General features: G+C 71.8%; 21 protein-coding genes and 3 pseudogenes. 10 read left to right on the top strand and 14 right to left on the bottom strand.

The features are described 5' to 3' along the window. Positions 1 to 25 precede the first annotated feature (25 nt). The 4 genes and pseudogenes from ABZS71_RS26715 to ABZS71_RS26700 all read left to right on the top strand — a co-directional run bounded on the left by ABZS71_RS26715 (position 26) and on the right by ABZS71_RS26700 (position 3,682). Entirely contained in the window at positions 26 to 1,132 is a 1,107-nt protein-coding gene (locus ABZS71_RS26715; RefSeq protein WP_355843061.1) for a PP2C family protein-serine/threonine phosphatase, read from the top strand. Positions 1,133 to 1,262: 130 nt separating this feature from the next. After that, positions 1,263 to 1,723: pseudogene (locus tag ABZS71_RS26710) on the top strand (MFS transporter); the annotation flags it as partial. A 208-nt stretch (positions 1,724 to 1,931) separates the two neighbouring features. Then, entirely contained in the window at positions 1,932 to 3,194 is a 1,263-nt protein-coding gene (locus ABZS71_RS26705) for a saccharopine dehydrogenase NADP-binding domain-containing protein (RefSeq protein ID WP_356214169.1), read from the top strand. 116 nt (positions 3,195 to 3,310) lie between these two features. Next, positions 3,311 to 3,682: a nuclear transport factor 2 family protein gene (locus tag ABZS71_RS26700; RefSeq protein ID WP_355843055.1), complete on the top strand. Its 372-nt coding sequence runs from the start codon at positions 3,311 to 3,313 to the stop codon at positions 3,680 to 3,682. Positions 3,683 to 3,712: 30 nt separating this feature from the next. Here ABZS71_RS26700 and ABZS71_RS26695 read toward each other — a convergent pair whose 3' ends face one another. Beyond that, positions 3,713 to 4,516, bottom strand: a complete 804-nt coding sequence (locus tag ABZS71_RS26695; protein WP_355843052.1) for a helix-turn-helix transcriptional regulator — start codon at positions 4,514 to 4,516, stop codon at positions 3,713 to 3,715. 77 nt (positions 4,517 to 4,593) lie between these two features. Here ABZS71_RS26695 and ABZS71_RS26690 point away from each other — a divergent pair, with 77 nt between their 5' ends. Together ABZS71_RS26690 and ABZS71_RS26685 are read left to right on the top strand one after the other, a co-directional pair. After that, the gene (locus ABZS71_RS26690; RefSeq protein ID WP_355843049.1) at positions 4,594 to 4,908 is read left to right on the top strand and encodes a 4a-hydroxytetrahydrobiopterin dehydratase; all 315 of its coding nucleotides are present in this window, start codon (positions 4,594 to 4,596) and stop codon (positions 4,906 to 4,908) included. Between the two features lie 9 nt (positions 4,909 to 4,917). Next, positions 4,918 to 5,448 (top strand): annotated as a pseudogene (locus ABZS71_RS26685) (class I SAM-dependent methyltransferase); the annotation flags it as partial. A 106-nt stretch (positions 5,449 to 5,554) separates the two neighbouring features. Here the strand turns inward: ABZS71_RS26685 and ABZS71_RS26680 are convergent. Genes ABZS71_RS26680 through ABZS71_RS26670 form a run of 3 tightly spaced genes read right to left on the bottom strand, consistent with a single transcriptional unit; the run spans position 5,555 to position 8,308 of the window. After that, positions 5,555 to 6,931 carry a deoxyribodipyrimidine photo-lyase gene (locus ABZS71_RS26680; protein ID WP_356214168.1) on the bottom strand — a complete coding sequence of 459 codons (1,377 nt, stop codon included), beginning with the start codon at positions 6,929 to 6,931 and terminating at the stop codon, positions 5,555 to 5,557. Between the two features lie 19 nt (positions 6,932 to 6,950). Further along, positions 6,951 to 7,727, bottom strand: coding sequence for an anti-sigma factor (locus ABZS71_RS26675; protein ID WP_356214167.1), 777 nt, complete (start codon positions 7,725 to 7,727; stop codon positions 6,951 to 6,953). Beyond that, positions 7,724 to 8,308: a sigma-70 family RNA polymerase sigma factor gene (locus ABZS71_RS26670; RefSeq protein ID WP_355843040.1), complete on the bottom strand. Its 585-nt coding sequence runs from the start codon at positions 8,306 to 8,308 to the stop codon at positions 7,724 to 7,726. Before ABZS71_RS26670 ends, ABZS71_RS26675 begins: the two co-directional genes overlap by 4 nt. Before the next feature lie 193 nt (positions 8,309 to 8,501). Between ABZS71_RS26670 and ABZS71_RS26665 the strand changes: the two genes are divergently transcribed. After that, positions 8,502 to 9,392, top strand: coding sequence for a class I SAM-dependent methyltransferase (locus tag ABZS71_RS26665; protein WP_355843037.1), 891 nt, complete (start codon positions 8,502 to 8,504; stop codon positions 9,390 to 9,392). Positions 9,393 to 9,399: 7 nt separating this feature from the next. On the opposite strand, the gene ABZS71_RS26660 is transcribed toward ABZS71_RS26665, so the two are convergent. The 6 genes from ABZS71_RS26660 to ABZS71_RS26635 form a co-directional block, all read right to left on the bottom strand. Beyond that, positions 9,400 to 10,575 (bottom strand): S1 family peptidase, encoded by a 1,176-nt coding sequence (locus tag ABZS71_RS26660; protein WP_356214165.1) that lies wholly within the window; start codon positions 10,573 to 10,575, stop codon positions 9,400 to 9,402. A gap of 173 nt (positions 10,576 to 10,748) precedes the next feature. Next, on the bottom strand, positions 10,749 to 11,582 hold the full coding sequence (locus ABZS71_RS26655; protein WP_356214163.1) for an aldo/keto reductase: 834 nt from the start codon (positions 11,580 to 11,582) through the stop codon (positions 10,749 to 10,751). Between the two features lie 116 nt (positions 11,583 to 11,698). Continuing rightward, positions 11,699 to 12,577, bottom strand: a complete 879-nt coding sequence (locus ABZS71_RS26650) for an effector-associated domain EAD1-containing protein (RefSeq protein ID WP_356214161.1) — start codon at positions 12,575 to 12,577, stop codon at positions 11,699 to 11,701. A 40-nt stretch (positions 12,578 to 12,617) separates the two neighbouring features. Next, complete coding sequence (locus ABZS71_RS26645) at positions 12,618 to 13,301, bottom strand: hypothetical protein (RefSeq protein WP_355843025.1); 684 nt, start codon at positions 13,299 to 13,301, stop codon at positions 12,618 to 12,620. Positions 13,302 to 13,342: 41 nt separating this feature from the next. Further along, positions 13,343 to 15,169, bottom strand: coding sequence for an AMP-binding protein (locus ABZS71_RS26640; RefSeq protein WP_355843022.1), 1,827 nt, complete (start codon positions 15,167 to 15,169; stop codon positions 13,343 to 13,345). Between the two features lie 186 nt (positions 15,170 to 15,355). Further along, positions 15,356 to 16,249, bottom strand: coding sequence for a LysR substrate-binding domain-containing protein (locus tag ABZS71_RS26635; protein ID WP_355843019.1), 894 nt, complete (start codon positions 16,247 to 16,249; stop codon positions 15,356 to 15,358). 181 nt (positions 16,250 to 16,430) lie between these two features. Between ABZS71_RS26635 and ABZS71_RS26630 the strand changes: the two genes are divergently transcribed. Then, the gene (locus ABZS71_RS26630) at positions 16,431 to 17,561 is read left to right on the top strand and encodes a bile acid:sodium symporter family protein (RefSeq protein ID WP_356214159.1); all 1,131 of its coding nucleotides are present in this window, start codon (positions 16,431 to 16,433) and stop codon (positions 17,559 to 17,561) included. Here ABZS71_RS26630 and ABZS71_RS26625 read toward each other — a convergent pair. Further along, complete coding sequence (locus tag ABZS71_RS26625) at positions 17,530 to 17,772, bottom strand: hypothetical protein (RefSeq protein ID WP_356214157.1); 243 nt, start codon at positions 17,770 to 17,772, stop codon at positions 17,530 to 17,532. The genes ABZS71_RS26630 and ABZS71_RS26625 overlap by 32 nt on opposite strands. 144 nt (positions 17,773 to 17,916) lie before the next feature. Here ABZS71_RS26625 and ABZS71_RS26620 point away from each other — a divergent pair, with 144 nt between their 5' ends. Then, on the top strand, positions 17,917 to 18,372 hold the full coding sequence (locus ABZS71_RS26620) for a VOC family protein (RefSeq protein ID WP_355843010.1): 456 nt from the start codon (positions 17,917 to 17,919) through the stop codon (positions 18,370 to 18,372). Between the two features lie 220 nt (positions 18,373 to 18,592). After that, positions 18,593 to 19,078 carry a DUF6083 domain-containing protein gene (locus ABZS71_RS26615; RefSeq protein WP_356214155.1) on the top strand — a complete coding sequence of 162 codons (486 nt, stop codon included), beginning with the start codon at positions 18,593 to 18,595 and terminating at the stop codon, positions 19,076 to 19,078. Positions 19,079 to 19,087: 9 nt separating this feature from the next. Here the strand turns inward: ABZS71_RS26615 and ABZS71_RS26610 are convergent, their stop codons facing one another. The 3 genes and pseudogenes from ABZS71_RS26610 to ABZS71_RS26600 form a co-directional block, all read right to left on the bottom strand. Next, complete coding sequence (locus ABZS71_RS26610) at positions 19,088 to 19,678, bottom strand: SUKH-4 family immunity protein (protein ID WP_356214153.1); 591 nt, start codon at positions 19,676 to 19,678, stop codon at positions 19,088 to 19,090. A gap of 228 nt (positions 19,679 to 19,906) precedes the next feature. Next, positions 19,907 to 21,922 (bottom strand): sialidase family protein, encoded by a 2,016-nt coding sequence (locus ABZS71_RS26605; RefSeq protein ID WP_356214151.1) that lies wholly within the window; start codon positions 21,920 to 21,922, stop codon positions 19,907 to 19,909. A gap of 222 nt (positions 21,923 to 22,144) precedes the next feature. Then, positions 22,145 to 22,246: pseudogene (locus tag ABZS71_RS26600) on the bottom strand (zinc-binding dehydrogenase); the annotation flags it as partial. Positions 22,247 to 22,446 lie beyond the last annotated feature (200 nt).

Genomic DNA, 22,446 nt, shown 5'->3' with positions numbered 1-22,446 from the left:
GCCCTCAGGGGTGTAAGCAGGATGTATGCGCGATCGGCCCGTCCCCACCCGTATCGCTGTGTCACGGCGGTCGAGCCGGGCGCTGCTCGCTCTCCCGCTCGGAATCATCCTGGCGATCACTCTGGTCGACATCCAGACCCCCGAGACCATCCACCTGGGCCCCTTCCTGGTCGCGGCGCCCGCGATCACCGCCTCGTTCGCCGGCGCCGCCCTCACCGGCGGGATCGGTGCCCTCGCCGTGGTGGCCCAGATCGTCATCGGCCATCTCCACGGCGGCCTGATGACCGCGAACCACCAGGCACAGATCGCCGCCCTCGTCGTCATCTCGGTGCTGCTGACGGTCTTCCGCTATCTGGCCGACCGGCATGAGCGCCGGCTGCTGCGGGTGCGGTCGGTGGCCGTGGCGGCGCAGGAGGTGCTGCTGCGGCCATTGCCCACCCGGGTCGGGCCGCTGCGGATCGCGTCCGTGTACCTCTCCGCGGAGGAGGAGGCCCAGATCGGCGGTGATCTGTATGCGGCGGTACGCACCGACGGGGGGACTCGCTTCGTCATCGGCGACGTCCGCGGCAAGGGGCTGGCCGCCGTCGGGGACGCCGCGGTGGTGATCGGGGCCTTCCGGGGGTCCGCCCACCGGCAGCTCTCGCTGCCCGCCATGGCCGCTCATCTGGGCAATGCCGTGCGCTGGAACTGGGTCCATGCCGCCGAGCGCGCCGGGGACGCCCAGGAGTCGTTCGTGACCGCTTTGCTGCTGGACGTTCCCGACGACAGCCCCATCGTCGGGATGGTGGACTGCGGACACCCCCCGCCGCTGCTGCTGCACGACGGCAAGGTCCGGCTGGTGGAGGTCGGCGCGCCCGCGCTGCCCCTGGGTCTGGTCGAGGCGTCGGAGAGGTTTTTCCAGGTCGAGACGTTCGCCTATGAAGACAACGATCTTCTGGTGCTCTACACCGATGGGGTCATCGAGGCCCGGGACGCCTTCGGCACCTTCTACCCGCTCGTCGAGCGGGTCGCGGGCTGGGAGGGGGACAGCCCGCAGTCGCTGGTGCGGTACCTCCACGACGACCTGCTCCAGCACGCGGGCGGAACCCTGAACGACGACGCGGCCATCGTCGTCATCGCCCGCAGTCCCTGACGCGCCGGTGCTCAGCCCGTCGCCTCGGGGACCTGGACGCACGGTCCGCGCGCGGGAGCGGCCCGCGGAGCCCGGCGGGACCACCGGCCCGCGATCACCGCGCACACCGTCAACTGCGGCCATCACCTTCGTCGGCCGGCTCTCCGACCGCATCGGCCGTAAGCCGCTGCTGATGACCGGCTCCGTCGGCTTCCTGGTGCTCGCCGTGCCGTGCTTCCTGCTCATCAAACAGGGCAGCGTCGTCGCGGTCTTCGCCGGACTGCTGCTCCTCGGGCTGTGCCTGCTGCCGTATGTGAGCGTGATGTCCGCGTCGCGCTCTTCCCGACGAACGTGCGCTACGGCTTGCTCTCGATCGCCTTCGACATCTCCGTCCCGCTCTTCGGCGGCACCACGCCGCTGGTGACCGAGGGGCTGATCAGCGGCACCGGGGACGATCTGATGCCCGCCTACTACACGATGCTCGCCGCGCTCGTCGGCATCATCGCGACGGCCGTGATGAAGGAGACGGCCCGCCGGCCGCTGGAGGGCTCCCCGCCCGCCGTCGCGACCAAGGAAGAGGCCATCGCGCTGGTGGAGTCGCAGCGTCCCTGAACCCGCCCTGGCCGGGGCGGACTGCCGCCGCCGCGGGCGGTGAACTCCTCGACGAAACCTTCGTCCAGGGCAACCCTCCCATTCGGCGGCGTGGGGCCATAGGTTCGTCGCTCAGGGGTGGGCGCCGACCGTACGGTCCGTCGCCGGCCCTCGATAACGGCGGAGACCTCCGCCACCGGTGTCGCCTCTGAAGGAGAAGGATCTCACTATGGAACGCACCAACCGGGACACCGACATCGTCGTCTACGGCGCGACCGGATTCGTCGGGGTGCTGGTTGCCGGGTACCTCGCCGAGGCCGCTCCCGCCGGGACCCGGATCGCGCTCGCGGGCAGGTCGCGGCAGAAGCTCGAAGCCACCCGCTCCCGCCTGGGCGAACGGGCCGCGGGCTGGCCCCTGCTCGTGGCGGAGGCCGACGACGGCGCGGCGCTGCGGGCCCTCGCCGAGGCCGCGCGAGTGGTGATCACGACCGTCGGTCCGTACGCCAAGTACGGCCGGGCCCTGGCCCATGCCTGCGCCGCGGCGGGCACCGACTATGTGGACCTCACCGGAGAGGTGCTGTTCGTACGGCAGAGCATCGAGGAGAACCACGAGCTCGCCCGGTCCACCGGCGCCCGTCTCGTCCACTCCTGCGGATTCGACTCGATCCCCTCCGACATCGGGGTGCACGTCCTCCACCAGCGGGTGCGGGCCGACGATGCCGGGGAACTCACCGACACCACCACCGTCCTCACGGCCATGAGGGGTGGCGCCAGCGGCGGCACCATCGACTCGCTGCGCCACCAGATCGACACCATCCGCAAGGACCGGGCGCTCAGGAAGCGGGTCCTGGACCCGTACGTCCTCAGCCCGGACCGCGCCGCGGAACCCGATCTGGGACGCCAGCCCGACCTTGTCCTGGCCCGGGGCGCCGCGATCAGCCCCACGCTGCGCGGGACGCTGGCCCCCTTCGTGATGGCCCCGTACAACACGCGGGTCGTCCGCCGCAGCAACGCGCTGCGCGGCCACGCCTACGGGCCGCTCTTCCGCTACCGGGAATTCATGAGCGTCGGGCCGTCCGTCCTGTCGCCCGTCTTCGCCGCCGGTGTGGCCGCCGGGCTCGGCACGCTCGTCGCGGGCCTGGCCGTAGGGCCCACCCGCTACGTCCTGGACCGGCTCCTGCCCAAGCCGGGCCAGGGGCCGAGCCAGAAGGCCCGCGAGAGGGGCCACTTCACCATCGACGTCTTCGCGTCCACCACCAGCGGGGCCCGCTACACGGCCCGGTTCACCGCCCAGGGCGACCCCGGCTACCAGGCGACCGCCCTCATGCTCGGCGAATCGGCCCTCGCGCTCGTCCTCGACCGCGACGCCCTGCCCCCGTCCGACGGCGGCGTCCTCACCCCGGCCACCGCCCTCGGCGACGCGCTGGTGACCCGGCTCCGTAAGGCCGGCGTCGGCATCTCGGACCGCGTCCTCTCCCCGGCCATTACCTGAGCGGTAATCGACCCTCCGGCCCGGTGGCGGCAAGGTGAGGGCATCGGGTTCCGGGCCGGCGCACTCCGGTCCGGAACCCGGGTCCGAGCAGGTAATTCCTTGAGGAGAGTGGCCAGATGACCCACTACGACGCCGCCGTCGCCCGCTACTTCGAGGCGTGGAACGCCACCGAGCCGGAGGACCTCGCCAAGGCCGTCGCCGCCGCCTGGGCCGACGACGGCAGCTACGCCGATCCGCTGGTCGAGGTGCGCGGCCATGAGCAGCTGGCCGCCGTCATCGCGGGCGCGCACGAGCAGTTCCCGGGCTTCGAGTTCCGCCACACCGGCACCGTGGACGGCCATCACGACATGGCCCGCTTCACCTGGGAGCTGGTCTCGACGGCCGACGGGACCGCGCCGGTCGCCGGGTTCGATGTGATCACGGTGGGGGAGGACGGCCGGATCCGGTCCGTCCTCGGCTTCCTGGACCGGGTGCCGACCGCCGGATGAGGCCGTTGCCTCAGCGCGGTCGGCCGGCGGCTACGACCGGGTAAGGCGCCCCAGGAAGGCGGCGGTCTCCGTATCGGCCGGCAGGAAGGTCTCGATGGCCAGCTCGGAGACCGTGACATCCATGGGGGTGTTGAAGGTCGCGATCGTCGAGATGAACGACAGCACCCGGCCGGCGTGCTCGATCATCATCGGGAGGGCGAAGGGCGGATGGTCGCCGCCGGTGGCCGTCTCCTCGCCGCCCGTCTCGGGGAGCGGATAGGCGGCCACCTCGTCGTACAGCTCGCGCAGCGGTGAGGAGCGCATCAGGGCGAGCTGGCGGTCCAGCTGGGCCAGGAGGTGGCCGCGCCACTCGCGGAGGTTGCGGATGCGGGGGGCGAGGCCGTCCGGGTGGAGGGTGAGGCGCATCGCGTTGAGCGGGGGCCGCAGGAGGTGGTCGGGGACGCCTTCCAGGAGCATCGCGATGCCCTGGTTGGCCGCCAGCACCTCGTAGGTGCCGTCCACGACGAGCGCCGGGTACGGCTCGTAGCCGGTCAGCAGCCGCTCCATGCCCTCGCGCAGGGCGCTCATCGAGGGGTCGTCGACCGCCCGCTCCGGGTAGTGCGGGGCGTAACCGGCGGCGATCAGCAGGGCGTTGCGCTCGCGGACGGGTACGTCGAGATGGTCGGCGAGCCGGAGGACCATCTCCCGACTGGGCCGCGACCGGCCGGTCTCGATGAAGCTGATGTGGCGGGCGGAGGAGTCCGCGCGCAGCGCGAGCTCCAGCTGGCTGATCCGCCGGCGGTCCCGCCACTCGCGCAGCAGTCCCCCCACCCCGGTCGGCGCGGCAGTCGTCATGCGCCGACGGTAACCGACCACCCGCGGCCGCCCATGGCAGGGTGGAGTACGTCGGTCACCGTACGGAGGGACATGCCATGGCAGTCGAGCCGCTTACCCAAAAGGAGATCGAGGAGCGTCTGGAGCAGCTTCCCGGCTGGTCGTTCGTGGACGACCGGCTCTCCCGCAGCTATGTCTTCGACGGGCATCCGCAGGCAGCGGGGCTGGTCGCGGAGGTCTCCAGGATCCAGGAGGAGCTGAACCACCACTCCGATCTGACCCTCGGCTACAACCGGGTCACGGTCTCCGTGAACACCCACAGCGTCGGCGGCAAGGTGACCGAGCTGGATCTGGAGCTCGCCCGCCGTATCGAGACCGCCGCCCCGGAGCACGGCGCCCGGCGAAATTCCTGACCCATCCGCCTCGATGTCGAAGGCGACCTCGAGGAGGGATTGCGCGCCGTGTGGCACACGCTGCGCGTGCGCTCCGTACCGCCGCCCAGACCCACCCTCGCCACCCGCGCCCGCGCCGCCGCCACCGCCGTTCGGCTCGGCGCCATCGGGCCGCGGCCGCCCGCTCCCGGCAGCCGTGCCCGGCTCGGCGGCCCCCGCCACTCCAGGTCCCGGGACCGGGCCGCCATCAGCCACCACTACGACTTCTCCGCCGGGTTCTACGAGCGGCTGCTCGACCCGTCGATGGCGTACTCCTGCGGCTACTGGACCAGCCGGGACCGCGGCTACGGACTCGCCGACGCCCAGCGCGACAAGCTCGAACTCATCTGCCGCAAGCTCGCCCTCGTCCCCGGCGCCCGGCTGCTGGACCTCGGCTGCGGCTGGGGCGCGCTCGCGCTGTACGCGGCCGACCGGTACGGGGCGCAGGTCACCGCCGTGACCCTGGCCCGCGAGGAGCACGACTTCCTGGCCGAGCGGGTCCGCGAGCTGGGGCTCGGCGAGCGGGGCAGCGGGAAGGCGCTCCTGGAGCGGCACATCGCGGGCCGGCCCGGCTTCGCCGCGTATGTGGCGCGGACGAGTGGCTTCTTCCCGAGGCCGCGACGGCGGGTCAGCCGCGGTGGCGGGCTTGTCTGAAGCGGGCCAGGCCCGCGTCCAGGTCCACGATCGGGTCGGGGTAGTCCAGCAGGTCCCGCTCGGCCTCCGGCAGCCGCCATGGCGTATGGACACGGGCCCCCGGGACCCCGGCCAGCTCCGGGACCCAGCGGCGCACATACGCGCCGTCCGGGTCGAAGCGCCTGGCCTGGGCGAGGGGGTTGAGGACCCGGTTCGGGCGGGTGTCGGTGCCGGTGCCGGCCACCCACTGCCAGTTGAGCTGGTTGTTCGCCATGTCGCCGTCGACCAGCAGATCCAGGAAGTGCCGGGCGCCGATCCGCCAGTCCACGTACAGCGTCTTGGTGAGAAAGCTCGCCACCAGCAGACGCGCCCGGTTGTGCATCCACCCCTCGTGGCGCAGCTGCCGCATACCGGCGTCGACCAGCGGATAGCCGGTGCGGCCCGCCTTCCAGGCGGCGATCTCCGCGTCGTTTGCCCGCCATCGGTCGCCCCGTGCCCGGTAGTCCGTGTGCGCGGCGTCCGGCCGGGCGGCCAGTACCTGGTGGTGGAAGTCGCGCCAGGCGAGCTGCCGTACGAAGGCGTCGGCGCCCGGGCCGCCCGCCTCCTTGGCCCGGTGCACCAGCTCCACCGGGGACAGACAGCCGAAGTGGAGATACGGGGAGAGCCGGGAGGTGGCGTCGCCCGCCAGATCGTCAAGGCGGTCGGCGTACTGGCGAAGCCCCGACCGCCGCCAGGCGAGGAACCGGCGGCGGCCCGCCCGCTCCCCGCCCTCGGGCAGTCCGGGGGAGGGGCTGCCCGGTGCGAGCGAGGTGACCGCCGACACCGGCTCGGACCGCAGACCGGGCACCTCGGGTACGCGCACCGCGCGCGGGGCGGCCAGCGGCGTCCGTAGCTCGGCCCGCTGCCAGGCGCGGAAGTACGGGGTGAAGACGGCGAAGTGATCCTTGCCCGCCGGAACCACCTCCCCCGGTTCGACCGCCGTGACCACCGCGCCATGCACCCGCAGCCGCCGCCCGTCCGCCTCCAGCGCCTCGAGCAGCCGCGCCTCGCGGCGGCCGGCATAGGCGCTGACCCCGCCCGCGAGGTGCACCTCGTCCGCGTCCGTACGCTCCGCGACCCGGCGGATCTCGGCCACCGGGTCGCCCTTGACGACCATCAGCCGCCCGCCGCGCTCCCGCAGCCCCGCGTCCAGATCGGCCAGAGCGTCCACGAGGAACGCCACCCGGTTGGGGACGGCGAACCCCGTCTTCGCCAGCCGCCGGTCCACCACGAACAGCGGAACGACCCGGTCGGAGGAGCGGAGCGCGGCGTGCAGCACGGGGTTGTCGCGCAGCCGCAGATCGGAGGTGAAGACGGCGATCGACGTGCTCATCCCCTTTCCCTACACCCCCTCACCCGGAGGGGAACGTCAACAGGGCGAGGGGATCGCTCGTCGGCGCCTTCGACCCCCCGGTGGGCTCAACGGTCAGCCCCATGGCCGACGCCTTCCCGACCGGGCCGCTCAGCAGCGCCGCCGTACCCCCGCCGGAGGAGTCCATCAGCCCCGCCGAGCGCATCGTGCCGTCGTCGCTGAACCACAGCTGGTAGACCCGCCCGGCGGGCGGCTTCGGCAGACCGGAGGTGAGGAACGCCGCCTTGTCGAGGCCCCGCGAGACCACGACCGTGCCCGTCGCGCCGTTGGTCAGCCTGCCGCTGCGGCTGTGCGCGTCCGGCGCGGCCAGCACCCGGGCCAGCTCCCGGACCTCCGCCACCCGCTGCTCGGAGCGGCGGGCCGTATCGCGTGCGTCGGACGCCTGCTGGTGCTGCCACACCGCGACCCCGCCGAGCGCGGCGGCCCCGGCCAGACAGGCCGCGAGCACAAAGTTCTGTGCCCGGCGACCGCCGCGCCGCCGGGGGCCCGCGTGGGACTCCCGCCCCTCCCGCCCCTGCACCCGCGGAGGCTCCTGGCGGACGGCGGCGATACGCCGCATCACCTCGTCCTTCATCAGTGGGGACGGGGTCAGGGAGGTGGCCACGCCCAGCTTCGCGGCCGTCTCCCGCAACTCCCGTACCTCCTGGCTGCAGGGGTCACAAATGGCCAGATGTCGCTCGAACTCGCTCAACTCCCGGCCCGACAGAGCATGCACCGCGTACGCTCCGGTCAAGGTGTGCAGATCCCCTCTGGTCATGCGCCGACCCCCATGCAGTCCCGGAGCCGGATGAGCCCGTCCCGGAGTCTGGTCTTCACGGTCCCGAGCGGCAGTGACAGCAACTCCGCCACCTCACGGTAGGTGCGGCCCCGGTAGTAGGCGAGCGTGACCGACTGCCGTTGCAGTTCGGTCAGCGTCCGCATGCACCGGCGCACTTGTTCGCGCTCGAGTCTGGCTTCCACCTGCTCGGTCACCTCGTCGAACGCCGGGGTGCGGGCCAGCAGCGCGGCGCGCTCCTCACGGTCCGAGGCGGCCTGCGCCGAGCGCACCCGGTCCACGGCGCGCCGATGGGCCACCGTCATGATCCAGCCCATGGCGCTGCCCCGGCCCGGTTCGAACCGGGCGGCGGACCGCCAGACCTCGACCAGGACCTCCTGGGTGACCTCTTCGGCCTGGGCGGGATCGCGCAGCAGCCTGCGTGTCAGTCCGAGGACGGGCCCGCTGACGGCGTCGTAGAGGGCGCTGAACGCGTTCTGGTCCCCGCGGGCCACCATCTGGAGCAGCCCTTCGAGGTCCGGGCCGCGCGCGGCCGGTCCGCCGATGTACACGGGTTCTCTCACAAGCCGTCCTTCCGGATGAGCGATGCGGCGCACACGCAGGTGTCGTACCTCATTCGTCGCCCGGGCGGGTACGGATTGGTCAACCTGATCCGAACACGCGCAGCTTCACGCGCTGACGTGGTGCGGAACGGGCGGATTGCCGTTTCGGCAACAAGGTTTGGCATACCGTCCCCCGCCGTGGAGGCTCGGCGTCATGACCGAACACCACAAGACCTCCGGCGCCCACTCCCACGACCACGCCGATATGGACTGGGACGCCCTCGGCGCGCTGCTCGAGCAGGGCGCCGAGCTGCATGGCCCCGTCCACGCACAGGCCGCGGAATGGCTGCGCGAGCGGACCGGCGGAACGGTGCGGCGGATCCTCGACGTCGGCAGCGGCCCCGGCGTCGTCACCTGTCTGCTCTCCCGCGCCTTCCCGGACGCCGAGGTGGTCGCCGTGGACGGCACGGAGGCGCTGCTGGAGCGGACCCGCGCCCGCGCCGAGCGGCTCGGGCTCACCGACCGCGTCACCACCGCGCTGACCGAGCTGCCGGACGGCCTCGAGGCGGTGGGCAGCGCGGATCTGATCTGGTCGAGCTTGACGGTGCACCATCTGCCTGATCAGCAGGGCGCCGTCCGCGCCCTCGCCCGCGCGCTGCGCCCCGGCGGGCTGCTCGCCATCGGCGAGGGCGGGCTGCCGATGCGCTGTCTGCCCCGTGACGCGGGGGTGGGGCGCCCCGGTCTGCAGGCCCGTCTCGACGTGGCGATGGGGGAGATGTTCACCGAGATGCGGGCCGCGCTGCCGGACGCCAAGGAGGTCGTCGAGGACTGGCCCGCCCTGCTCACCGCGGCCGGGCTGACCGGCGCCGCCGGCCGCACCTTCCTGCTCGATCTGCCCGCCCCGCTCGACGTCACGGCCCGCGTCGCGCTACGGGCCGATCTCACCCGTCAGCGCGAGGCCGCCGCCGACCGTCTCGACGACGGCGACCTCGCCGCGCTCGACCGGCTGCTCGACCCGGACGACCGGGCGGGCATCATGCGGCGGCCGGATGTCTTCCTGCTGAGCGCGCAGACCTTCCACACGGCGGTGCGAGCCGCCGGATGAGGGGACGTCAGCCGGTGGTGAGGGTGAGGCCGTACGTCCGCAGGATCGGGTTCACCGGCTGGTAGTAACTCGTACCGCCGACGGTGCAGTTCCCGGAGCCGCCCGAGGTCACGCCCTGGGCCTCGCTGCCGGAGATGAAGGAGCCGCCGGAGTCGCCGGGCTCGGCGCAGGCGCTGGTGCGGGTCATGCCGCTGACGGTGCCCTGCGGGTACTGCACGCTGGTGTCGTGCTGCTGGATGATGCCGCAGTGCCAGCCGGTGGTCGAGCCCGAGCGGCAGACGGACGAGCCCACCGGCGCCTGCTGGGAGCCGGTGACGGTGACGTTGGTGCTGTCGGGGCCGATCACCCAGGGCCGCGGCGTCCAGCCGTCGTTGGTGGCCACCCAGGCGTAGTCGTTGCCGGGGAAGGTGGAGCCCTGGACGACGCCCTGGTCGACCCGGTTGAAGCCGGTGGTGGCCGCGCCCGCCGGGCCGCAGTGGCCGGCGGTGACGAAGCCGCCCCGAGCGTCCTGGGCCACCGAGAAGCCGATCGAGCAGCGGACGGTGCCGTTGATGTAGTACGCCTCGCCGCCCCGCAGGTCCTCCAGCGGGCGCGGCCGCTCGGCCGACTCCACGACCCGTACGACATCGGGGTCCGCGCCGCTCGCGGCGACGAACGCCGACGCCTCGGCCGGCTCGGTCGACTGCACCACGACGCTGTTCGACTTGAGGTCCACGTACCAGACGGACACGGCGTCGGTCGCCGGGGCACGCTGCGCGGCCGTCCGGTCCAGCGCGCCCTTGGCGTCGTTGAGGGCCTTGAGGCTGTGGCGGACGACCTCGGCCTTGGCTCCGCCGGCCGTGATGGTGCCGCTCTGGTCCTTGTCGGTGGTGGCGACGGTGAGCTCGGCGGTGTTGCCGGACACCCACGCGCCGCCGTAGCTGCCGCCCAGGCTCTTGCGCAGCCCCGGTTCGGCGGCCCCGGCCCGGTATTCGTTGGTGAGCCGCGTCTTCACCTCATCGGCCGTCAGACCCAGATCGCGCTGCATGGAGGCGAGCATCTCGGGCGGCACCTCCCTCCGGGGGCCGGTGGTGGGCCCGCCGGGGTCGGCCGTCGCGGGTATGCCAGTACTCAGGAAGAGGGTGGCTATCGCCACGGTGCACCCGGCGGCCAGCTCAAGACCGTGACTGCGTCTGCGGGGCATCTTCTGTCTCCTCGGGCTCGGGGGAAGAGGTCACTCTATGTGCTCTTCTGGGCGCCAAGCGTAATCGCCGTGGATGTGCCCCGCTCGGCGGGCGCATGAGCCCCACAGGGCCCGCACATGAGTCCGCCCCGCCGCGTGAACGCGGCGGGGCGGAGGGAGTCAGGCGGTGCGGATCAGACCATGTTGAAGGTATCGGGGTCCGGGCCCAGCCGGTTGCCCGCGTCCATGGCGTCGATCGTGGAGAGGTCCTCGGAGTCCAGCTCGAAATCGAAGACGTCGAGGTTCTCCTTGATCCGGGACGGGGTCACGGACTTCGGGATCACGACATTGCCGAGGTCGAGGTGCCAGCGCAGCACGACCTGGGCCGGCGACTTCCCGTGCTTGGCGGCGATCGCCGCGAGCTTCGGGTTCTCCAGCAGCCCCTTGCCCTGGCCGAGCGGGGACCACGCCTCGGTGACGATGTCATGGCGCGAGTTGAAGGCGCGAAGGTCGGCCTGCTGGAGCTGCGGGTGCAGCTCGACCTGGTCGATCACCGGGGCGATCGAGGTCTCGGAGAGCAGCCGCTGGATATGGGCCGGGTGGAAGTTGGAGAGCCCGATGGCCTTGGCGCGGCCCTCGGCGTAGATCTTCTCGAACGCCTTCCAGGTGTCCACGTACTTGTCGACCTCGGGCAGCGGCCAGTGGATCAGGTACAGATCCACATAGTCCAGGCCGAGCTTGGTCAGCGAGGTGTCGAAGGCACGCAGGGCCGAGTCGTAGCCCTGGTCGGAGTTCCAGAGCTTGGTCGTGACGAACAGCTCGTCGCGCGCGATGCCCGACGCGGCGAGCGCCTTCCCCGTGCCCTCCTCGTTGCCGTAGATGGCGGCGGTGTCGATGCTGCGGTACCCGGCCTCCAGCGCGTTGCGCACGGCGACCTGCGCCTCGTCGTCCGGGACCTGCCATACGCCGAAGCCGAGCTGCGGCATCCGAACGCCGTTGTTGAGGGTAATGAAGGGGACCTTGCTCACGAGCGGTCGATCCTTACGTCGGAATGCGGATACGTGTACTCCAAAGTCAACGATCAAGGGGAGCCGCACATTCCCGGCCACCGCGGCCGGATCTCATGATTCTGCCGTGGACATGCCTACTCGTACGCCCCTGTCCTGCCGGCGCCCCCCAGCACCACCACCCCGTCCCGCCCGGTCCGCTCCGCCGCCAGCCGCACCGCGTCCGCGGGCGCCGGCACCGCGCCCAGCAGCCCGTAGAGCCCGCCCGCGAAGGCCGCCGCCGCCTCCGCGCCGAGCGGTCCGCGATGGGTGACCACCATCTCGGCCGCCCCGGCGAAGAGCGGGGCGAGGGGCGCGCCGTCGCCGCACGCGAGCACCACACCGCGCAGCCGGGCGCCGGTCAGCCGGCGGTACGCGGCCAGCAGCGCGGCCAGACGCGTGGCGGGCGTCCGGTGCGCCTCGCCCCGGTCGTCCGTGAAGACCAGCGCCGAGCGCTCGCGGCGGCAGAGAAGATGGAGCACATCGGGGCGTACCGTCAGGATCCGCCGTACATCGGTGGCGGACGCGGCGGGGCACCGGTCCACCGTGAGGATGCCCCGCGCGGCCTGCCGGATCGCGCATAACTCCCGGTCAGCGCGGCTCGCCCCGGTCACCAGCACCCGTCGGATCATGCCCCCGCCCGGCCCCCGTACGGCCGCGCGGAACATCTCGTTGTGCGGATACGTGACGCAGGCGGCGGCCAGCACCCGCAGCCTGCCGTCCGCGATCCTGCCCGCGGCGACCGCGTCCGCCACCGCGTCCCAGAACCCCCCGGCGGCAGATCCCGTTGTGGACGGGATCTGCCGAGCGGGGAACCCCGCCCTGCGCAGCAGGGTCAGCGCGGTCGGGCCCGGCGGGAAGACCCGCGCCAGCTCCCGGAGCTCCCCGGCCGTCAGCGCCGGCGCCGCATTCCCGTCTCGGCCGCAGCCTTTGCCGTCCTTGTGGTTCTTGCCGTCCTCGTCGTCCTCGTCGTCCACCGTTTCCCCCGTTGCCCCTCCTCATTGCCGCGCCGCGAGCCTATTGCCGCGCCGCGAGCCGCAGCGGCTCGGGGAGCTCCGACCGGAAGCGGTGCAGGGTGTGCCCCTCGCGCACCGTCGCCCCCACCGCGACCGCCGCCCGGCTGACCGCCCCGCGCGGCGCCCGGACGACCATGGCCAGCCGGTACGTACCGCCGATCCGCGCCGCGGGGGTGTGCCGCAGCTCCCAGCCCGGGTCCGAGCGCAGCTCCCGCCGCGCCTCCAGACAGATCCGCTCGCCGGGCGCGACGCCGTGGTCGCCGTTCAGGAACCCCAGCCGGGGGCCGAGATGGGCCGGGTGGGCCGCCGCCGTCCCGCCGGCCTCCTCGGTGAGCTGCCGGGGTGTCATGGACCAGGCCACCGGATGGAAGGCGGTGGTGCCCCGCTGTACCGGCTCGGCCGTCAGGGTCAGATCGAGGTTGACCGTGTGCAGGGCGGGGTCCGGGGCGTCCCGCGCGCAGGTCACCGACAGATGCAGCAGATGGTAGACGGCCCTGTTCGCCTCGGCCTCCAGGAAGGCCCTCAGCTCCGGATCGGGGCCGACGAGCTCCGGCGTCACGGGTACGGCCACGGGCCCGCCCAGGACGACGCGCCCCGCCAGCGTCGGGCCGGACGGCCGGGGTGTCTCCTCGGACACCAGCGCCAGTTCGCGTTCGGGAAGTTCGGGGAGAATGACATCGATCATTGCGTGCCCCCTTCGCGGCTCAGGTCGTGCTCAGCTGTGGCTCAGGCGTGGTACAGCGCCTCGACCTCGACGGCGTACGCCTGTTCGATGACCTTTCGCTTCAATTTGAGCGACGGCGTCAGCAGACCATGCTCCTCCGAGAACTGCGCGGCAAGTATGCGGAACGTACGAATCGACTCGGCCTGGGAAACCAGCGTGTTCGCCGCGACCACGGCCCGCCGGATCTCCGTCTCCAGATCCGGGTCCCGGACCAGCTCGCTCGCCGGCATCTCCGTTTTGCCGCGCATCGTCAGCCAGTGCGAGACCGCCTCCGGGTCGAGCGTCACCAGCGCCGCGATGTACGGGCGGTCATTGCCGACCACGATGCACTGGGCGACCAGCGGATGTGCCCTGACCCGCTCCTCCAGGACCACCGGCGAAACGGACTTGCCGCCGGAGGTCACCAGGATCTCCTTCTTCCGCCCGGTGATGGTGAGATAGCCGTCGTCGTCCAGCGTGCCCAGATCGCCGGTGGCGAGCCAGCCGTCGCGCAGCACCCCGTCGGTCGTCTTCGGATCGTTGTGATAGCCGGCGAAGATCTGGCCGCCGTGCAGCCACACCTCCCCGTCGTCGGCGATATGCACGGTGGTGCCGGGGATCGGCACCCCGACCGTGCCGTAGCGGGTCCGCTCGGGCGGGTTGGCGGTGGCGGCGGCGGTGGACTCGGTGAGGCCGTAGCCCTCGTAGATGGTCACCCCCGCGCCCGCGAAGAACAGCCCGAGCCGCCGCTCCATCGCCGAGCCGCCCGACATGGCGTGCCGGATCCGGCCGCCCATCGCCGCGCGCACCTTGCTGTAGACGACCTTGTCGAAGAACTGGTGCTGCATGCGCAGTGAGGCGCCGGGCCCCGGTCCGGTGCCGAACGCCTTGGCCTCCTGCGCCTCCGCGTACCGCACCGCGACGTCGACGGCCTTCTCGAACGGCCCGGACCGGCCGTCCGCCTCGGCCTTGCGGCGCGCCGCCGCGAAGACCTTCTCGAAGATGTACGGCACGGCGAGGATGAAGGTCGGCCGGAAGGACTGGAGGTCGGGCAGGAGCGCGGCCGCCGAGAGATTGGGCTGATGCCCGAGTTTGACCCGGCCGCGGAGGGCGGCGACCTGGACCATCCGGCCGAAGACATGCGCGAGCGGCAGAAAGAGCAGGGTGGCGGCCTCGTCGCCCGGCTTGGAGTGGAAGGCCGTCTCGAACCGTTCGACGACGTTGTCGCACTCGGCCATCAGATTGGCGTGGGTGATCACACAGCCCTTGGGGCGGCCGGTGGTGCCCGAGGTGTAGATGATGGTCGCGGGCTGCTCGGGCATCATCGCCCTCCGGTGCCGGTGGACGACATCGTCCTCGACGGACTCCCCGGCCGCCAGCAGCTCCTCCAGCGCTCCGGCGTCCAGCTGCCACAGCCGCTCCAGCTGCGGCAGCCGGCCGACCACCGAGCCGACCGTCATCGCATGGTCCTCGTGCTCCACGACGCACGCGGAGACGCCCGCGTCATACAGCATCCAGAAGACCTGCTCGGCGGATGAGGTGGGGTACAACGGAACACTCTGGGCGCCGACGGTCCACAGCGCGAAGTCGAAGAGCGTCCATTCGTAGCGGGTGCGGGACATGATGCCGACGCGGTCGCCGAACCGTACGCCATGGGCCAGCAGCCCCTTGGCGAGTGCCATCACCTCGTCCCGGAACTGGCTCGCGGTCACGTCCTGCCAGCGGCCGTCCGGCGTCTTGCGTGCCAGGGCCACCCGGCCCGGGTCGGCGGCGGCATGGTCGAAGACGGCGTCCGCCAGTCCGCCGGCCTGGGGCGCCGTGGCCATCGAGGGGACGGTGAACTCGCGCAATACCTGCTCCTTGAAGCCGCTCCGCACAGCGCCGCGACCGTACCCGATCCGGCGCCTGATGGGGGAGAGGTGTTTTGTGACCGGAACGTACGGAATGTGCGCCGGTCAGTACGGTGAAAGGGCGTCAATCGGGCGTTGCGAAGGCGGGATTGTGTTAAGTCTGGTCCTATGTGCCGCATGTGTGGCTCATATGTAACGACTTTCTGCACGGAATCTCTCCGATGGCGGCACAGGGCCCGCCAGAATCGTGGCGGCGAGCCGCTCCGCCGCGGCGCGCGACGCGGTGTCCCGCCGCTGCTTTCCGTGCAGCAGTACGAAGTCCACGGGGCCGAGCTCCGGCAGCCCGGCCCGCTCCGGGACCGGCGTCAGACCGGGCGGAATCAAGCCATGTGTGTGCGCCATCACACCGAGCCCCGCGCGCGCCGCCGCGACCAGTCCATTGAGGCTGCCGCTCGTACAGACGATCCGCCACGACCTGCCGTGCCGCTCCAGCACATCCAGCGCGCGGGCCCGGGTCAGCCCCGGCGGCGGGAATACGATCAAGGGTAGCGGGCGGTCCGGATCCAGCCGCAACCGCTCCGCGCCGATCCACACCAGCCGGTCCCGCCACACCAGCTGCCCCTGCGGCCGCTCCTCGGACCGCTTGGCCAGCACCAGATCCAGCCTGCCCGCCTCCAGCCGCTCATGCAGCGTGCCCGACAGCTCGACGGTCAGCTCCAGATCCACCTCGGGGTGATCGCGGCGGAACCCCTCCAGGATCTCCGGCAGCCGGGTCACCACGAAGTCCTCCGACGCGCCGAAGCGCAGCCGCCCGCGCAGCCGGGTGCCCCGGAACCACCCCGCCGCCCGCTCGTTCGCCTCCAGGATCGTGCGCGCGAAGCCCAGCATCGCCTCGCCGTCCTCGGTCAGCTCCACCCCGTGCGTATCGCGGGCGAACAGCTGCCGCCCGACGGCCGCCTCCAGCTTGCGCACATGCTGGCTCACCGTGGACTGGCGCACCCCGAGGCGGTGGGCGGCCTGGGTGAAGCTGAGCGTCTGGGCCACCGCGAGAAACGTACGGAGCTGGACGGGGTCGTACATGGAGCCACTGTACGGCCGGGTCATCACGGAACGCGATGGCAGTCAGAGCGGTATACGGGATTCCCGATAGCGCTGATCAAGAGCACCCTGGAGAGGGCCCGTCCGTCTCCGTCCCGCGGGGCGACTCCGCGTCCCCTCCGGGGGACACCGAATCCGCCGCGGACACCGAGGAAGAGAGCGAATGCCCAGCCCGCACCGCCCGCCACCCCAGCACCGCCCGCCACCCCAGCACCGCCCCCGCCCCCCGCGCCGCCGTGGGATCGCCCTCCCGCCCTGGCTGCCCCTGGACGGGTTCATCCTGGGCCTCATCGCCACGGTCGCGCTCGCCGCGCTCCTGCCGGCCGGCGGCCGGGCCGCCACCGTCACCGACGGAGCCACCACGGTCGCGATCGGCTTTCTCTTCTTCCTCTACGGCGCACGGCTCTCCACCCGCGAGGCGCTGGACGGGGTACGCCACTGGCGGCTCCATCTGACCGTGCTGGCCTGCACCTTCGTCATCTTCCCGGCCCTCGGCCTGGCCGCCCGCGGCCTCGTCCCGTACCTGCTGACCCATCCGCTCTACACCGGGCTGCTCTTCCTGTGCCTGGTGCCCTCCACCGTCCAGTCCTCCATCGCCTTCACCTCCATCGCCCGCGGCAACGTCGCCGCCGCGATCTGTGCCGGCTCCTTCTCCAGCCTGATCGGCGTCATCGTCACCCCGGTGCTGGCCGCGCTGCTGCTGGGCGGCAGCGGCGGCGGCTTCTCGGCCGACTCGATGGTCAAGATCGCGCTCCAGCTGCTGGCGCCCTTCCTCGCCGGCCAGCTGCTGCGCCGCTGGATCGGCGGCTTCATCTTCCGCCACCGGGCGGTGCTGCGCCTCGTCGACCGCGGCTCGGTCCTGCTCGTCGTCTACGCCGCCTTCAGCGAGGGCATGACCCGCGGCATCTGGCACCAGGTCACCCCGGGCCGGCTGGGTCTCCTCCTCGGCGTCGAGGCGGTGCTGCTCGCGGTGATGCTCTCGCTCACCGCGTACGGCTCACGCAAGCTCGGCTTCGCCCGGGCCGACCGGATCACGATCGTCTTCGCGGGGTCGAAGAAGAGCCTGGCGGCCGGGCTGCCGATGGCGAGTGTGCTCTTCGGCGCCCAGGCGAGCCTGGCCGTCCTCCCCCTGATGCTCTTCCATCAGATGCAGCTGATGGTGTGCGCGGTGCTGGCCCGGCGCTTCGCGGCGCGGGTGCCGGAGCCGGTGCCGGAGCCGGGCTCCGAGCCGGCTCCGGTGGCGGAGCGGGAAGCTGACGAGCTCAGCTCCCGGCAGCCGGTTTACGGGCGATGAGACAGGCCTGAGGGGTCTTCTCGGCGCGTTCGGGTTCGCGCTGCGCCCGGGCGCGTACCGGCAGCCCGGCCTCGCCCAGCAACGCGGCGATACGGTCCGGCTGCCAGCGGCGGAAGGTCAGCGCCTCCTCATGCCCGAACGCCTCCGTGAAGTGCAGCGGCTCGTCGCCGACCTGGAACGCGACCAGCACATGGCCGCCCGGCGCCAGCACCCGGTGGAACTCGGACGACGTCGAGACGGCCTACGCCAACCGGGCCGTCATCACCAAGCGAGCCGCCGACGGCGCGGCCCTGACGGCGGTCGTCGCCGACCTGACGTCGGGCTCGTTGTCAGACCCGTCTGAGACGCTGCGCACATGACGATGACACTGCAACTGACCATCGACTGCGCCGACCCGCGGCGGATGGTGACCTTCTGGACCGACGCTCTGGGCTATGTCCCGGAGCCGCCACCCGGCGGACATGCCACGTGGCGGGACTACTGGGCGGACATGGGTGTGCCCGAGGAGGAGTTGACCGTCGGCGTCGGGGAGACGTCGGAGTCGATCGTCGATCCGGCGGGGCAGGGGCCACGGGTGTGGTTCCAGAGGGTCCCGGAGGCGAAGCTCGTCAAGAACCGGCTGCACCTCGACCTGAAAGTGGGCGGCGGCCGCGACGTCCCCCTGACCCTCCGCACCCAGCGCGTCACGGCGACGGTGGACCGGCTGACCAGGGCCGGGGCCACGGTGCTGCGGATCATGGATGAGCCGGGTATGGAGTACTACGCCGTGGTTCTTCAGGATCCCGAGCGCAACGAATTCTGCGTGGTGTAGGAACTCCGGTCGGCTCGGTGCTCGGTGCTCGGTGCTCGGTGCGACGGCGGCACCTCTTGGTTTTCCTGGCAAGACCCCACGCCCAGCCACAACAGCTGCACGCCAAGGTGCCCGTCGGTGGCTACTGGGGCGCGCTCGAACCCATCAGCAGCCACACCACCAGTAGCAAGGGCCGATAACGCCCCTCGTCGGCCGGCACCGGTGCGCGCACTCTGCCCCTATGGGGGATACCAATCAGCCACGTGCCTGCAGCACCTGCCCGGCCATCTGTGGGAGCGTCGTCGACCGGGGTGAGCCCTTCGGCCCGCTGTGCGACCACTGCTGGGCCGATGTCCAAGCCCTCGAAGACCACCGCCAAGCCCTCACCGAGGGTGCCGACGCGCCCGCACCTCCCGCCCCACCTCTGTGCCGCGACTGCGGAACCGAGCCGGACCGCTTCGAGACCGGCTACGGCCACTGGGTCTTGCTGGAACCCCGTACCCCGCTGCCCGCCCATATCGTGCCCGACGGGCAACGCTGGGCGATCGGTTCGGACGGATGCGCGGTCAACTGGGGCGACGGCTTTCCCTCCGATCACAACTGCCGCATCCGCCATGAACTCGTCTGCCCCGTGCGTCAACGCCCGGATACGCTACCGCCGGTTTTCGGCATCATCTGGGACGAGAACCGGCGTCAGTGTGAAACGTCTATGTCCGATACCGGATGACCGCCGTCGTCACTCCGACAGATACTCGAACACATCGGCCCAGAACGACGAGTCGTACACCTCCGGCTCGACGTCGCCCATGCGCTTCCGCAGGTCGGCGACGGCGGCGTCGCGGGTTTCGGTGTCGTCGGAGGTGAGCGCGTCGCGTCGTTCGACGAGGAGACCGAGGAGGACGGCCAGGGCGGGGAGCGAGGAGGCGGCCGTGCCCTGCTGGCCGGCGCCGTGGTCCCAGCCGGAGGGGTCGTAGTGGTCGATGTCGCCGACGGCCGCGTCGAGCATCAGCTGCTGATCGAAGCGGGTGCCGATCGTGAAGCAGAAGTTCTCGGGCGGGGAGTCGTCGTCGGGGTAGCGCTTCCCGTACAGCTCGTCGGCGTCGAAGGGGTACGGCTCGTCATCGTCGCGCAGATGGGTGGAGTCGAAGTCGATGAGGTCGATCGTGACCGCGGGGAACCCGACCGTGGTCAGAAACTCCCGCGACGTTCCGTGGCTCAGCTCCTTGGGAAGGTCGGCCTCGGCCGGCCGCCAGAGCGAGTCCTCGCCGAACCGGGCCTCCAGCCAGGCGGCGTCCGGGATTTTCGGAGTGTTGTCGGCTGTGGGCATGCCTGTTGTCGTCATGGCTGTGGGATCCCCCTGTGTCTCCGGTGCGGGTGATAGTCAATCGCAACTCTCACCCCCGTGCCCGACGGGGTCGGCCCGTGCGACGCCGGCTCGGTGGTGCGTACGCCACCTGGCTGGGCGCGAGCGCCGAGCGGCGGCGGTACCGGCGGGCACACCGGGTGACCCTGCTTCCGCGCCGGCCGCCGCGCGGGTGCGGGGCGGCCGGTGGGGTCAGCGGTGGGGTGACCGTACGCGGTCCAGGGGGAGGCGTACGAGCGCGCCCGAACCGTGGTGGTCGAGCGGGGCGTTGAACTCGCGGACGCGGCGCAGTTCGGTGTCGGTGAGGGCGCGGTCGTAGAGGCGGAACTCGTCGAGGTCGCCGGTCAGATGGGAGCGGCCGTCGACCGCCTGGCCGAGGTGGAGGCCGAAGGGCGCGGTGCGGCTGACGGTGCCGGGGACGTCGGGAGCTGTGGCGGCGGTGCCGCCGTCCACGGTGAGGGAGAGCCGGCCGCCGGTGCGGATCAGGGCGATGTGGTGCCACTGGCCGTCGTTGTACGCGGCGTTGGTGCTCACGGAGGCGCTGGTGAAGGTGGCGGGGCCGTTGACCGTGGTGATGAGCGCCCGGACGCGGTTGGTCGAGGGCTCGCCGCGCAGCCAGACCTGCGGCTGTTTGGTGCCGATGCCGCCCATCCACAGGAACGGCTGCTGACCGGAGGCGGCGGTGTAGCGGAACCACAGGCTCAACGTGAAGTCGCGCGTGCCGAGCGGGAGGGAGTCGCGGTACGGGACGCGTACGGCGTCGTCCGTGCCGTCGAAGGTCAGCCCGGGGCCGAAGCGCCCGTCCGTCCGGGCCGCGCCGCCGAGGACCGTCGCGGCGCGGGCGCCGGGCGCGCGGTCGTCGGTGGTGGGGTCGGGCGCGCGGCGGTCGCCCAGCCAGTCCTCGGTGAAGCGGGCGAAGCGGATCTCGTCGCGGGCGTCGACCGCGCCGCCCTCGTAGAGCAGCCCGACCGTGTCATGTGAGATCGCGGTCATGTCCGAATAGCCGGACCAGTCGGTGGTGACGACCTTGCCGCGGTCGACGCCGTCCCAGGTGCGCGCCTCGTTCCAGGAGGAGCGGATCATCATGGTGCGGCGGCGGTCGGGGTCGGCGGGGGCGGCGAAGAGGAGCCGGCTGTAGCCGTCGCGGTCCTCGCCGCGCAGCCGCAGGATCGACCCCTGCACCTGCGGGGTGGACAGATCGTGGATGGCGCGGAAGGGCGCGGTGAAGCTCTCGCCGCCGTCGCGGCTGATGGCGTAGTCGCGGTGGCCGAGGTCGGTGCCGTCCTGCTCGCGCCCGTTGACGTAGATCGATCCGTCGGCGCGCTCCACCAGCGTCATCTCGGACGGCTTCTGACGGAAGGTGCCGTCGTCCGCTATCGGCCAGCTGTCCACCGCGCCGATGTGCCAGCGGTTTCCGCCGTCGTCGCTGTAGGCGAGGGCGGCATGGTTGTCGGTGATGCGGGTGCCGTCGTAGCTCTCGGTGTTGATGGTGAAGACCAGCCGGCCCTTGTGCCGGCCGTGCTCGAGCTGGATGCCGTGGACGGGCCCGGTGGCGTACCAGGAGTTCCACTGGGGCGGGAGGAGGGAGGGGCTCAGATCGCGCGGGGCCGACCAGGTGGCGCCGTCGTCGTCGCTGTACTGGAGGTGCGGGGTGCGGTCACAGGGCACATCGCAGCTCTGGGCGTCGTCACGGCCCGTGTTGTACGTGCTGGCGAGCACGATGCGGCCGGTGCGCGTGTCCACGATGGGCGCGGGGTTGCCATGGGTGTCGCCGCCGCCCTTGTTGATCACCTGGAGCGGGCCCCAGGTGCGGCCGCCGTCGGTGGAGCGCTTGAGGACGATGTCGATGTTCCCGGCGTCGCCGCAGCTCTCCACCCGGCCCTCGGCGAAGGCGAGCAGGGTGCCGTCCTTGGACCTGACGACCGCCGGGATCCGGAAGCAGGAGTACCTCTGGTCCTGGGCAGACTTGAAGAGGACCTGCTGATCGAATCCGGAGTCGGCATCGGAGGCGGATGTGGAGGTGGTGGCGGCGGTGGCGGCGGTGGCCGAAATGGAACCGGAATCGGTACGGGCCGCGGACGCGGAGGAGTCCGTGGCTGCGGCCCAGGCCGGAAGCGGAGTCAGGGCCAGCGCCGCGGCGGCGAGGAGCACCGGGGCGCGGCGCCGCCATGGTCTGGTACGGGGGCGTGTACGGAGAACTGACGCCATGATCATGACCTGCCCTTCAGACTGCCCGCCAGAGGCATCTGGACATCAAGACATCAAGACATCCCACGTCTCACAGGTGACTGCGGCAGAAGTCTCTCGTCTCACGGTCGGCCGCGACAAGGACCGTGCGTCATATCTCTGTGACACAGGGACAGTTGAGTCAGCCGACGATCATGGGTCGATCTGGGCCAGCCCGTGATGGCCGGCTGGGCGCGGTGACGGTCACGGGATGAGGACGATCTTTCCGAGGTTGGTGCGGGATTCGATGATCTCGTGGGCCTTCGGCGCCTCGGCGAGCGGTATTTCGGCGTGGACGGCGGGGCGCGGACGGCTGTCGGTCGGCGGGGCTGAGCCCGGCCGAGCGGGAGCGGCTGATCGCGCCGCCACGGCGGATCGTGGAGCCGGGCGAGCCGTGCGAGCCGGGCCCGCGCTAGCCCGATCCTCCGCACATGACCGATTCGGATGAACTGATGATGTGGCCGGTGTCTCGGCGGGTTGTGGATCGTTGGGCTGGACGTGCCGAT

The organism is Streptomyces sp. NPDC005393, assembly GCF_040606675.1.
Lineage (GTDB): Bacteria > Actinomycetota > Actinomycetes > Streptomycetales > Streptomycetaceae > Streptomyces.
The sequence above is the reverse complement of the archived record's forward strand: the minus strand, read 5'-3'. Positions and strand labels throughout refer to the sequence as shown.